Source organism: Absicoccus porci, assembly GCF_003725415.1.
GTDB classification, from domain to species: domain Bacteria; phylum Bacillota_I; class Bacilli_A; order Erysipelotrichales; family Erysipelotrichaceae; genus Absicoccus; species Absicoccus porci.
Genome location: NZ_RJQC01000001.1, coordinates 421,622 through 435,328 on the forward strand (window position 1 = coordinate 421,622; position 13,707 = coordinate 435,328).

Genomic DNA, 13,707 nt, shown 5'->3' on the forward strand with positions numbered 1-13,707 from the left:
TTCGGATGGTGAAAGTAAGCATTATTATGCCAGTATACAACTCAGAAAAGTATTTGGAACATGCTGTCAATAGTATTTTGAGCCAGGACTTTGATGATTTTGAGTTAATCTTAGTGGATGATGGTAGTCCTGATAATAGTGGGCAAATTTGTGATGATTTTGCAAAAAAAGATAAGAGAGTCAAGGTTATTCATAAGNGATGGTGAAAGTAAGCATTATTATGCCAGTATACAACTCAGAAAAGTATTTGGAACATGCTGTCAATAGTATTTTGAGCCAGGACTTTGATGATTTTGAGTTAATCTTAGTGGATGATGGTAGTCCTGATAATAGTGGGCAAATTTGTGATGATTTTGCAAAAAAAGATAAGAGAGTCAAGGTTATTCATAAGCAGAACGGTGGGATTTGTTCAGCTCGCAATGCAGGGTTGGATTTGGCACAAGGTGAATATATCGGTTTCTGTGATAATGATGATGAATATTTACCGCATTTGATTAAAGATAATTATTTATTGGCCAAAGAACACAATGTGGATCTGATGCGGTATGCTAAAATAAAACGAGTAGAAAAAGATGATGGTCGTGTCTGGGAAGTACATACGCCCATTGAAGATATGTTCATTGAAAGAAAAAATTTTGGTCAATATTATCAAAATATTCGACGAGAAGATACGGTTTGGACAGGATTATATCGAAGGAAATTATTGGCAGAATACAATATACATTTTGATGAACGATTTTTATATGGGTCAGAGGATCTAAATTTTAATTTACAGTTTTTACTTCATTGCCAACGATTGGGTTTTAACTCTAATGAATATTATTCTTGGACACAAAGAGATAGTCATAGTACATCAAGAAATTTTACTCGAGATTACTTAAGAAAAAATATGATTAACATCGATTTAGAATATCGGTTCATGCATGAAGTATGCAAAGATCAGATTGATAATAAAATGAAAAATATCTTTTTAATCAATTCTTATGTCTATCCAATTCTTGATTACATGGAAATTCCAACATGTGATATGAATAAAAAAGAAAAAGTTGTTTATTTAAATGAATTACGGGATATGCCATTATTTGATAGAAATGTTCCAATAGAAACTTTAAAAAAAGTACGTTCTAAAAAAAGGATGTATATTACTATGAAATTGTTTTATGAGAGAAAATATAAAATATTAATTTTCATTGTTGGTAAAGGAAAATCAGTATTATCAGTATTTAGATTTAAGAAATAGGTGATTACATGGTGAAAGTAAGCATTATTATGCCAGTATACAACTCAGAAAAGTATTTGGAACATGCTGTCAATAGTATTTTGAGCCAGGACTTTGATGATTTTGAGTTAATCTTAGTGGATGATGGTAGTCCTGATAATAGTGGGCAAATTTGTGATGATTTTGCAAAAAAAGATAAAAGAGTCAAGGTTATTCATAAGCAGAACGGTGGGATTTGTTCAGCTCGCAATGCAGGGTTGGATTTGGCACAAGGTGAATATATCGGTTTCTGTGATAATGATGATGAATATTTACCGCATTTGATTAAAGATAATTATTTATTGGCTAAAGAACACAATGTGGATTTGATGCGGTATGCACGTATACGACGATTAATTGATGCAGAGGGTAAGAAGTGGGATAGCACATCTTCGTTAATGAATTGCTTTATTTCCCATCAAGATTTTAGCAGTTATTATCAAAATATTCGACGAGAAGACACAGTCTGGACAGGTTTATATCGCAAGAAAATTATTGATATATACCATATTCGATTTGATGAGACATTTTATTATGGCTATGAAGATCGTATGTTCAATTTAACTTTTTTAAGTCATTGTAAAACATTAGGATTCAATTCCAAAGCATACTATATTTGGTCACAACGTGTAGGACATAGTACTTCTAAGTCATTTCACGAGGAAGCATTAGACGATAATTATAAATGTATCAATGCAGAATACGTTTTTTTGAGACAGTTAGATGGTCAACTGGATAATGTTACAAAGAATATATTTTTAACGAATGCCTATGTTTTTTCTTGCTTAGAATATTTATTATTACCAACTTGTAAACTATCCAAACAACAAAAAACAGATATATTAAAGAAATATCGGAATCATCCTATATTTGATGAGCATATTCCAAAATCAACTCTAAATCAGGTGAAGAGAAAGAACAAACGATTATGGATTACAATGAAATTATTTGATGAAAGAAAGTATAGGACATTACTCTTTATTGTTGGTAACGGATCAAAAATTCTTTCTAAGTTTAGATATAAATAGAGAGGTATAAACGATGCATGTTTCTGTTGTGATTTTTGCAGGTGGTACGGGAATGCGTATGAATTCAAAGATACCAAAGCAATTCTTAGAGGTAGATGGTAAACCAATTATCATTCATACATTGGAGTTTTTTGAAAAAAATAAAAATGTTGATGATATAGTGATTGTTTGCAAGGAAGATTGGATTGATTATTTAAAAGAGAAGTTATCTGTTTTTTCTATAACAAAAGTAATTAGCGTGATAGCTGGGGGGAAAACAGGACAGTTATCGCGGTATTATGGAATAAAAGAATTAGAAAAAAAACTTCCATCATTAGATGATACGATTGTAATGATGCATGATGGTGTACGTCCTTTGATCAATGATGATTTGATAAATCGTAATATTCAAACTGTGCGCGAGAATGGGAATTCAGTGACTATTGCTCCTGCTATTGAAACTGTTATAACGATTGAGGGTGGTACTATTCAAAATGTAATTGAGAGAGCTAAATGCCGAATGGCTAAAGCCCCGCAATGCTTTTGGATGAAAGATATCTTAGCGGTACATGATGAAGCATTTGCAAAGGGAGATATAGATAATATTGATACAGCTTCGATCATGTCAAAATATGGATATAAGATTTATGTAACGGAAGGGCCTACTGAAAACATTAAGATTACCACACCATTGGATTTTTATACGTTTCAAGCAATTTATACAGCACGAAAAGAGGGAAGAGGATGAATACGGTAATACGTCAAGATGCCAAAGCTATTGGTCAAAATGGCATTATGACAGAATTCGAAGGAACTTCTATATTAGTAACCGGGGGAACGGGATTGATTGGTTCTACACTTGTTATGGGGCTATTAGAAGCTAAAAATATTGATGTGTATGTCTTGGCTCGATCAATTGGGAAAGCAAAAAATATATTTTGTGATTATTTAGAGAATAAAAAACTTCATTTTATTATTCAAGATATTTCACAGCCTATTCCATTTGATCTCTCAGTTGATTATATTATCCATACTGCTAGCCCAACCTCTTCAAAATATTTTGTTGATCATCCGGTTGAAACCATTCATACATCGATTCAAGGAACTGATAATGTACTAAAATTTGCAAAAGAGCATAGTATAAAAAGCCTAGTTTATTTATCAAGTTTAGAAGTATATGGTGTTACTGATCCAATGTTAGATAGTGTAAAAGAATTGGATTATGGATACTTGGATCCTTTTAAAGTGCGTAGCTCCTATTCAGAAGGTAAGCGCATGGTTGAATGCTTATGTGCATCGTATTATTCAGAATATTCTGTTCCAATTCGAGTGGCAAGATTAGCGCAGACTTTTGGTCCTGGTGTTTCTTATGAGGATGGTCGGGTATTCGCTGATTTTGCACGAAGTTGTATTGAAAAAAGAGACATAGTTTTGCATACAGAAGGAAAAACAGTACGAAATTATTGTTATACAAAAGATGCTGCTATCGCTATTTTGTATATTTTAGCACATGGTCAAAATGGCGAAGCATATAACGTCGCGAATCCAGACACGGCCATTTCTATTTATGATATGGCTTGTTTATTACATCATTTATATCCAGACAGCCAAGTGAAAGTGATGATTGATGGCAAAGAACGAGGATATAATCCAGACGTAATCATTCGATTAAATGTCGATAAATTAAACGCCTTGGGATATCGTCCTTCTACATCGTTAGAACAAATGTATAATCGTTTGATAGAAAGTATGAAAGAAGGTAAGATCAAATGAAATTATTTACATGTGGTCCTGTAGAAATGTATGAGAATACATTAGAAATATCGTCGAAACAAATTCCATATTTTCGTACCCAAGATTTTTCGAATATCATGTTAAAGTGTCAAGAACAATTTTTACGATTTGTGAATGCTCCAAAACCTAGCTATTTAGCTGTGATGACAGCATCAGGAACTGGGGCTATGGAAACGGCAGTGATGAATGCATTGAATGAAAAGGATAAGGTTTTGGTCATCGACGGTGGTGGTTTCGGTCATCGTTTTAGTGAACTGTGTACACACCATCATGTGCTTCATGATGATATTCACTTATCTTTTGGGGAAGCATTGACTCGCGAGCATTTGATTCCTTATGAGAATAAAGGATATACTGCTTTGTTGGTGAATGCCGATGAGACATCAACTGGACAATTATATGATTTGCAAATGTTGGGGGATTTTTGTACAGAACAAAATATGTTGTTTATTGTTGATGCCGTAAGTGCGTTTTTAGTAGATGAAATTGATATGCAAAAAATGCATATTGATTTAGTATTGACCGCAAGTCAAAAAGCATTAGCACTAGCACCGGGGCTTTCATTTATAGTTGTAAATGAAAGAATGAAAAAAATTATTGATAACAATGAATGTGCTTGTACTTATTTAGATTTAAAAGACGCATTTAAAAATATGGAACGTGGACAAACGCCGTATACGCCTGCAGTTGGAATTGTCTTACAATTAGCCGATCGTTTAAATCAAATTGATCAAATTGGTGTCGACAAAGTAATTGATCAGGCAAAAGCCAATGCTCAATATTTCCGGATGCGGTGTGATGAGATCGGGTTAAAATATGGGCAATATCCATTATCGAATGCACTTACTCCCTTATTATTTGATAATGGAAAAGCGTATGATTATTTCTTAGAAGCAAAAGACCACTATGGCTTAATGTTAACACCAAATGGGGGAGCATTATCCGGCTCTGTACTTCGTGTTGGACATATGGGAAATTTGACAACAAAAGATTATGATGCAGTTATTGCATTTTTTAAGGAGGTACTGGAATGAAAGCTATTTTGTTAGCGGCGGGAAAGGGATCGCGAATTTCAAAGAATATCCCACCAATTCCTAAGTGCACTTTAGATGTTGGAGGTCAACCTTTGGTACTACGCACCATAAAAATGCTAGAAAAACGAGGTATTTCGTGTGCCGTTGTGACTGGCTATCGTCATGAAAATATAGACGAAGTACTTAAAGATACAAATGTCACGATATATTACAATCCATTTTATGATATAACAAATAGTATTGGATCTCTCTATTTTGCGAAGGATTTTATTGATCCAAATCAAGATCTTTTGTTAGGAAATGCAGATGTCTTTTGGACAGATGATATTTTAGATGAGATTCTTGCTGCAAAGGAACAAGTTGTTATGTTATCTGACCGGACTCGTGCTGATGATGGAGATTATTTCTTTGGAACTGAAAATGGTATCATTCGACGTTATGGAAAAGAACTTAAAAGAGATCAAAGAGATTGTGAATATGTAGGAATTGCAAAAATAAAGAAATCCTTTGTACCTACTTTTGTTACGCAATTAGAATATATGGTTAGTCATCAGCAACATGGCGTTTGGTGGGAAAATGTGTTATATTCTTTAACGTCTGAATATGATATCCATAGTTTGGATGTAAATCATAAATTTTGGGCGGAAGTCGACTTTATTGAAGACTATGAAAGAATTTTAGATTATGTCAAAACAAATAACATATAAATCTTATGAACCGAAAGTGTTAAAAAAACTACATACTGTTCAATTGAATATGCTGAAAGATATTGATGTATTTTGTAGGAAATATGATATCCACTATTTTGCAGTGTCTGGCACAGCACTAGGTGCCGTACGTCACAAGGGGTATATCCCTTGGGATGATGATATCGATATTGCAATGTTACGGGATGATTATTTGAAAATGTTGGAACATAGAGATGAATTACAACCAAAATACACATTATTTTCAGCGGATTGCGAAAATAAATATTATAATTTTGTGCCAATCATTTCGATGAACGATACACGTATGATTGTTCCTCTTTCCAAAGATGTATTTGATACTGGAATTTTTATAGATGTATTTTTGTATGAAAATATTCCTGATGATCCACAAGAGGCAAAAAGATATATATCTAAATGTTTTTTTTGGCGCAATATTTATGTTATGTCACGCGCAAATTTTGAATTATTATGGCCTGGAGCCACATTTGTACAAAAATGTAAATATACTATATCGCGTGTAGTGCGTTTTTTTGCAAAATATATAGATCCAGATGGAATGAAAGTAAGAAAGAAGTATCTTCGTCTGATAGATAAATATTATGGAAAAACAAATACTTATACCGTTTTAGGTGATCCTTATGCGAATGATGTCATCATGAAAGGTAATGAGATATTACCCAATAAATATCTTTTATTTGAAGATTTTCAAATGCCAATGATGGCTGATTATTTAGTCAATTTAGAAAGAAAGTTTGGATCAAATTATATGGAGATTCCACCAGAAGAGAAACGTGTGAATCATTGCCCATATATTCTAGAATTTAGAAAGAGTGATTGATTTGAAAGAATACGATGACGCTACGTTAAAGAAACTTCAATCCGTAGAGCTGGAAATATTGAAAGATTTTATGTCGCTTTGTGATCGTCACGGTTTACAATATTTTGGTATTGCGGGAACAGGTATTGGGGTATTACGTCATGGTGGGTTTATACCTTGGGATGATGATATTGATGTTGCATTACCACGTAAGGATTATGAACAATTTATTAAATATGCGAACGAAGAGTATGCAGATAAATATACAATTATGAATGTAGAATATGATGAAAATTATCCATTGATGACTACACGAATGATGATGAAGGGTACAAAATTTAGAGAATATGCATTGGCACATATCAATGTTGAATTAGGAATCTTTCTAGATATTTATCCATTTGATAATTTAAGTGATGACCCTAAAAAAAGAAAAAAACAGATGCATGATGCATGGTTTTATTCTAAATTATTGATTTTGCGAAGTATACCAAAGCCAGTTCTTGCTTTTAAAGGCTGGAAAGCTGCTATTGTACATTTAATATGTGCTCTTGTGCATTATCTAATGGTAATTTTGCATATTTCTAAAAGATGGTTGGCGTTTAAATGTAAAGAGGCAAGTATTAGACATAACGAAGAAACAAACAGTGAATATATAGACTTTTTATGTGATACAACTCCAGAAATGAATATTTATAAACGGAGTGATGTATTTCCGCTTGTAAAAAAAGATTTTGAAAATACAAGATTGTATTTTCCAAATAATATGGATTCTAATTTGCGTGGGATGTATGGTGATTATATGCAAATGCCACCTGTTGAAAAAAGAAAAAATCATTTTCCTTATGAATTAGAATTTAAGGATTAGGAGAATCATTTTGAAAAAAGAAAAATCAATTCAAGTAAATGCAGTACTAAATATAATTAAGCAGTGTTGCATGATTTTATTTCCATTGATCACGTATCCATATGCTTCTAGAGTACTTGGTAAAGCAAATTTAGGAAGAGTGAGCTGGTCCGATTCAATTATTCAATATTTTGTTTTATTTGCACAACTAGGTATTCCTACTTATGCGATGCGCGAAGGCGCACGGATTCGAAACAAAAAAGAAAAAATAACTAAATTAGCGAGTGAATTATTCTCTATTTCATTTCTTGCAATGTTATTTTCGTATATTATTTTATTTTTACTTATTTGCTTTGTTCCAAGAATGCATGTTGAAGAATTGTTACTAGGAATATTAAGTATAAATATCATTGCTAATGTATTAGGTCGCGATTGGATCAATTCAGTTTTTGAAGATTTTTTTTATATTACCGTACGATATATTGCATTTCAAATAGTAGCTTTAATTCTAATTTTGTTTTTTGTAAAGCAACCAACTGATTTTTCAAAATATGCTTTTTTCTTATTAATAGCAAATTCAGGAGGATATTTTGCTAATATTTTATATACACGACGCTATATTCCATATAGATTGACGACACATTTGAATTTAAAGAAGCATTTGAAGCCGATTACATATTTATTTGGAATCACATTAGCTTCTACCATTTATATAAAATCGGATATAATAATTTTAGGTTTCTTTCGCTCTAATGGCGAAGTTGGTGTGTATACCTTAGCCTCCAATATTTATACTATGATAAAAGCATTGCTAAATGCATTGATTGCAGTGACCATACCACGAATTTCTTTTTATTTGGGGGATAATAATATAAAGGAATTAAATAAGTTGACATATAGTTTAAAGATAACCCTGTATTCCTTGGTTATTCCAGCAATAATTGGTATTTTTATGTTGAGTAAAGATATTATTACCCTTTTGGGAGGCTCATCTTTTACAGAAGGCTATATTTCCCTACAAATATTATGTTTTGCTTTATTTGGTGCCATATTTGCAGGTTTTTATTCACAAGTCATTCTCGTACCCCATAGAATGGAAAAAAATTTCTTTTTCGCGACTATTATTTCAGCGTGTTTAAATGTAGGATTGAATATATTTTTTATTCCATGGTGGGGAATAAATGGAGCAGCATTGACTACTTTAATAGCTGAATGTGTAGTTATGGGTATTTGTGCATATTATTCTCGCCCATACCTAGGTGAAATTCAGCATGTAAAACTTGGACCAATATTTATTGGATGTTTTGCTATTTTTGTAGTTTGTCTTTTTATTCAAATTTTAATTTCATCTATCTTCTTACGTATTGTATTCAGCATTGTTTTTTCTATTCTATGCTATTTTTTGATACTGTTCATTGGCAAGAATGAATTTGCTTTAGAGATCCATCGAATTATCAAAGAAAAACTTCGCATTATTATGAAGTAAAAAATTGTAACGAATATGTGAGTTTTCAGAGTTTTCTTAGATGAGTTGAGAACTCTTTTTTCATTTAGTGAATTTGTATGAAAATTTGAACCACACCCAACGGAGTAATCGGTGTCAGAAAAGGGGTGAGATGAAACAGATGGCTCTGAGCAATGGAATGAATGTCTTTATTTTCGTGGATTGAGTTAAATCGCCACCTTGGAATATTCACAATGTAGTATTTGTTATTATTAAAATATTCTTTAATATTATGCTATAATAAAACAAGGGAGAGAGAAAATGAAGAGAAAATACAGGAATTTTAGCAAATTAATTGCGATAGGTATTCCCTTGGTTATCATGGGGGCAACTATACAACAAGTTTATGCAAAAGAGGCGAATGAAGCCAATGAAGAGAATTCTGTTGAAGAGGTCACAAATGATAATACGACTAATATTATAGCAGGTGATGAACCAATTGAACAAAATGCAAATGTCATTTATGAGACACATGTTCAAGATAAAGGCTGGCAAAACGCAGTTTCTAATGGAGATATTGCGGGTACGACTGGTGAAAAAAAGCGTATCGAAGGTGTTAGAATAAATCTTGATGGTAATGTTCCTGGTGAAATTGAATATCAAGCCCATGTCCAAGGTATTGGTTGGCAAGAATGGAAAAAAAATAACGAAGTTTCAGGAACTACGGGAGAATCTCGTAGATTGGAAGCTATTCGTATACGTTTATTAGGTGAAATTGCGAATAGATATAATGTTTTATATCAAGCACACGTAGAGAATTATGGTTGGCTCAGCTGGACAAAAAATGGAGAATATTGCGGTAGTCAAGGATATGGCTTACGATTAGAAGCTTTACGGATTCGTCTAGTAAAAATCAGTGATGAGATTACGGATGTTGATGTAAAATCGGCTTTTTTATCACCGGCTATTCAATATCAATCACAGATACAAAATATCGGTTGGCAATCTAATAAATTAGAGGGAAATGTTGCTGGTACAACGGGCCAAAGTAAGCGTTTGGAAGCTTTGAAAATTCAAATATATAACCCATATCTTAATGGTGATATTCAATATAAAGCCCATATACAGAATTTAGGATGGGAAAAGAATTGGTCACAAAGTGGCGAAATAGTTGGTACAGTTGGAAAAAGTTTGCGTATGGAAGCAATACAAATTCAGTTATTAGGTGAAGCTTCCAAGCAATATGATATATATTATCGTGTACATATTCAAAATTATGGTTGGTTAGACTGGGCAAAAAATGGTGCTATTTCGGGCAGTATCGGAGATTCATTAGGTATTGAAGCAATAAATATTTGTATTCGAAAAAAAGATGAAGAACTAGCACATAATGGAAATGTTGTCTCGATGGAACACAAGAATTCATATGATCGAGATGGAAATATTATTACCGGAATGTGTTTTACCAATGATGGTCGTATAGAATATTGTTATCAGCCTGGTAAATACTGGCATAGTAGGACGAGCATTTCAGGAATGAATGGTCGATGGATTAATTATGCAGTTGCTCGAACTGGTGTTGCTTTACCAAATTGTTTTACCTATGCAACTGCACGTATTAGTGAAATTCTTGGATATAATCAATCATTGGATGGAGCTAATAGAGTACCTGGAGCAGGTGATTTATGGGCAGTTCATGCTAATCAATTTAGTCGGTCTACGGCGCCACGTGTGGGGGCATTAATGATTTGGACAAGTCGAAATAATGGATATGGGCATGTAGCTGTTGTCGAAAGTGTATATAATGGAATTATCACTTGGTCACAATCAAATTATGGTGGAAAACTATTTGAATATGTGACAGCTAATCCTTTCAATTATGTTCCTGGTCTTCGCTTCATGGGCTATTTATGGCATAGTGGATTGAAATTATAGATTGTATTTAATTATAACGAAAAATATTTGATAAAGGAGAGAGCATGAATAAAAAATATCGACGGTTGGGAAATATTGTTGCAGTAAGTATACCTATGGTTATTATTGGCGCGACTGTTCAGCATGTTTATGCAGAGGAACCTCAGAATTCCATTTTAACTGAGCAAACATCAGTTGAAACAACGGTGGATCAAAATACTGTAGAGTACAGTCAAAGTTCAACTGGAACAGATCAAGTACCTGATAAGAATACAAATGGTCAAAAAGAAACGATTACAGATCCTGATAAAACGAATGAAAGTATTACGCAAGAACCTGATGTGATATATGAAACGCATGTACAAAATAAAGGATGGCAGTCACCTACATCAAATGGAGAAACAAGCGGAACCGTTGGTGAAGGAAAACGAATTGAAGCCATTAAAATTCATGTAGACTCAGATATTACAGGTGGGGTTGAATATCAAACACATGTACAAGATATTGGTTGGCAAGATTGGGTAAATGATAATCAAATGGCTGGTACGACAGGCCAGTCAAGACGAATCGAAGCCATTCGAATTCGTCTAAATGGAGAATTAGCTTCTAAATATCATATTTATTACCGTACACATATTCAAAACTATGGATGGCTCGGTTGGGCTAAAGATGGTGAATATAGTGGAAGTCAGGGATATAGTTTGCGGATGGAAGCTTTGCAAATTAAACTGATTGAGATAGGTAAAGAAATTACTGATTCTGGTGTTGCTTTTCAGGCGCCAAGTATTAAATACCGTACACAATTACAAGGCACTGGATGGCAGGATTACCGGACAGAGGGCCAGGTTGCAGGTACGATTGGCCAAAGTCGACGTATGGAGTCGGTTAAAATTGAGCTTATAAATCCTGAATTAGTTGGTGATATTTTATACCAAACACATATCCAAAATTATGGATGGGAAACAAATTGGGCTAAAAATGGAGAATTGTCTGGAACTGTTGGTCAAGGATTACGATTAGAAGCCATTCGAATTAAATTAGATGGTGCAGTAGCTAATGATTATGATATATATTACACTGTACATGCCGCAAATATAGGATGGCTCGGTTGGGCTAAAAATGGTGAAAATGCCGGTACTTCTGGTGCTAGTCTTCGTTTAGAGGGATTGATTATTAAACTTCTTAAAAAGGGAGAAATTGCACCAGCATTAATGGGTACAATAAATACGCCTTTTGTATCCAACCAAACAATTTATTATCGTGCATATGTTGATGGCTCTGGTTGGCAAACAAATGTAAAAGATGGTGAAACAGCCGGCACTACTGGACAATCAAAACAAATTGATCAAATTGTAGTTGAACAACCCGATTCAAATATCTCTGGAACTGTGGAGTATCGAGGTCATATTCAAAATATTGGCTGGCAAAATAATTGGACACAAGCTGGAAACGAAATGGGACAGCTTGGTTTACGTTTGGAAGCTATACAGATGCGTTTAACTGGTGAATTATCAAAAGTCTACGATTTATATTATCGTGCACATTGTGAACTCTTTGGCTGGGAAGGCTGGGCTAAAGATGGTGAGAGTGCAGGTAGTAAAGGTGCTGGTTTCCGAATGGAAGGTTTGCAAGTTGAGTTACGTGTTAAGGGATCTTCTGCGCCAGGTACAAGAGTTTCTGCTTATCGAGATGTAACTGATATGGTTAGTCGAGCACAAGGATATACTAGTGCAACTAATCGATTGATTCTATTGGATAAGACTCACTATCGAGTAGGTGTATTTGAACGCTCAAACGGACAGTGGAAATTAGTACATGAATGTTTATGCGGTATAGGAGCTGTGGAAACTCCAACGGTTGAAGGACAGTTTAAAACAGGACCATATAAAAATGTTGTACATAGACGACCAACATATAATTATTGGTATGTTACTCAGTTCTATGGTGATTACTTATTCCATTCTGTATTGTATACAACTACACAAAATCCGGTCCAGATACGTGATGGTCGCATGGGAATTCAAGTTTCACACGGTTGTGTTCGTTTATCATTAGAAGATGCAAAATATATTTTCTATCAAGTTCCATTAGGAACAAAAGTCGTTATTTATCATTAGGGCTGTAACGATTAATCGTTGACCAGTCAATAAAAAAGGACCGATGGTTGAACAGGTATGTTCATTGTCATCGGCCTTTTTGGTATACTTTTGTTGTGACTAAATATCTTAATCAGTGTAATGTAATTCAACGTAAGCGTCAGATAAATCAGTGTCTATGATGTTATAAACAAAACCCGTTGTGAACAAACAGTTATTTGTATCATAACGGGTTTATTTACATATTGTCTTTATATCACTGCACCATGGCAGATAATCATCCAGTAATGAAGGATCGGATATAAAGTCTAGTCCAGGTAATGAATTGAATAGAAGATTCAGATATTTATATGGATCCAGTTCATTGGCTTTCGCTGTTTCGACGATACTGTATATCGCTGCACTCGCTTTCGCTCCTTGTGGTCCTCCATTGAACAGCCAGTTTTTTCTGCCGACCGTGAATGGCCGTATAGCTCTTTCAGCTATGCTGTTGGTCATTGGTATATTTCCATCTTCCAGATATTTGATGAGTCCTGCTTTCTGGTTTAGAGCATAATGAAAAGCCTTTCCGCATTTTGATGACGCAAGTACTTTGTCCTTATTTGTTTCTATCCACGCAAAAAATTCTTCGACCATTGGCGCCTGTATCTCTTTCCGTTTCCTTTGTCTGGTCTCTGCATCAAGATCTTCTAATAATGCTTCTTCATGGAAGATCTTCTGCAGTTTCTCGATGGCCTGTTTTGGATAGGTGGCATTCATTGACTTCAGATCCTTTGGCAGGGCATC

General features: G+C 34.0%; 13 protein-coding genes. 12 read left to right on the forward strand and 1 reads right to left on the reverse strand.

Going from position 1 to position 13,707, the window contains the following annotated elements; translation table 11 throughout:
* Positions 1-8 precede the first annotated feature (8 nt).
* From EDX97_RS02160 to EDX97_RS02215, 12 genes are all read left to right on the forward strand, one after another.
* Positions 9-197, forward strand: a 189-nt coding sequence (locus tag EDX97_RS02160; protein WP_420884673.1) for a glycosyltransferase family 2 protein, incomplete at its 3' end; no start/stop codon positions are given.
* Between the two features lie 23 nt (positions 198-220).
* Positions 221-1,240, forward strand: a complete 1,020-nt coding sequence (locus EDX97_RS12190) for a glycosyltransferase family 2 protein (protein ID WP_420884682.1) — start codon at positions 221-223, stop codon at positions 1,238-1,240.
* A gap of 11 nt (positions 1,241-1,251) precedes the next feature.
* Complete coding sequence (locus EDX97_RS02170) at positions 1,252-2,286, forward strand: glycosyltransferase family 2 protein (RefSeq protein WP_420884674.1); 1,035 nt, start codon at positions 1,252-1,254, stop codon at positions 2,284-2,286.
* 13 nt (positions 2,287-2,299) lie between these two features.
* Positions 2,300-3,013, forward strand: coding sequence for an IspD/TarI family cytidylyltransferase (locus EDX97_RS02175; protein ID WP_128519547.1), 714 nt, complete (start codon positions 2,300-2,302; stop codon positions 3,011-3,013).
* Complete coding sequence (locus EDX97_RS02180; protein ID WP_128519548.1) at positions 3,010-4,038, forward strand: NAD-dependent epimerase/dehydratase family protein; 1,029 nt, start codon at positions 3,010-3,012, stop codon at positions 4,036-4,038. The genes EDX97_RS02175 and EDX97_RS02180 overlap by 4 nt, the downstream gene beginning before the upstream one ends.
* The gene (locus tag EDX97_RS02185; RefSeq protein ID WP_221175867.1) at positions 4,035-5,093 is read left to right on the forward strand and encodes a pyridoxal-phosphate-dependent aminotransferase family protein; all 1,059 of its coding nucleotides are present in this window, start codon (positions 4,035-4,037) and stop codon (positions 5,091-5,093) included. The genes EDX97_RS02180 and EDX97_RS02185 overlap by 4 nt, the downstream gene beginning before the upstream one ends.
* Positions 5,090-5,800 (forward strand): phosphocholine cytidylyltransferase family protein, encoded by a 711-nt coding sequence (locus EDX97_RS02190; protein WP_128519549.1) that lies wholly within the window; start codon positions 5,090-5,092, stop codon positions 5,798-5,800. Before EDX97_RS02185 ends, EDX97_RS02190 begins: the two co-directional genes overlap by 4 nt.
* On the forward strand, positions 5,778-6,641 hold the full coding sequence (locus EDX97_RS02195; protein ID WP_128519550.1) for a LicD family protein: 864 nt from the start codon (positions 5,778-5,780) through the stop codon (positions 6,639-6,641). The genes EDX97_RS02190 and EDX97_RS02195 overlap by 23 nt, the downstream gene beginning before the upstream one ends.
* A gap of 1 nt (position 6,642) precedes the next feature.
* Complete coding sequence (locus EDX97_RS02200; protein WP_221175868.1) at positions 6,643-7,488, forward strand: LicD family protein; 846 nt, start codon at positions 6,643-6,645, stop codon at positions 7,486-7,488.
* Positions 7,489-7,498: 10 nt separating this feature from the next.
* Positions 7,499-8,953, forward strand: a complete 1,455-nt coding sequence (locus EDX97_RS02205) for a flippase (RefSeq protein WP_128519551.1) — start codon at positions 7,499-7,501, stop codon at positions 8,951-8,953.
* Between the two features lie 279 nt (positions 8,954-9,232).
* On the forward strand, positions 9,233-10,846 hold the full coding sequence (locus EDX97_RS02210) for a CHAP domain-containing protein (protein ID WP_128519552.1): 1,614 nt from the start codon (positions 9,233-9,235) through the stop codon (positions 10,844-10,846).
* A gap of 44 nt (positions 10,847-10,890) precedes the next feature.
* On the forward strand, positions 10,891-12,942 hold the full coding sequence (locus EDX97_RS02215; RefSeq protein WP_128519553.1) for a L,D-transpeptidase family protein: 2,052 nt from the start codon (positions 10,891-10,893) through the stop codon (positions 12,940-12,942).
* 213 nt (positions 12,943-13,155) lie between these two features.
* On the opposite strand, the gene EDX97_RS02220 is transcribed toward EDX97_RS02215, so the two are convergent.
* Positions 13,156-13,707: IS66 family transposase (locus EDX97_RS02220; protein WP_183164235.1), on the reverse strand; the 552-nt coding region annotated here is incomplete at its 5' end.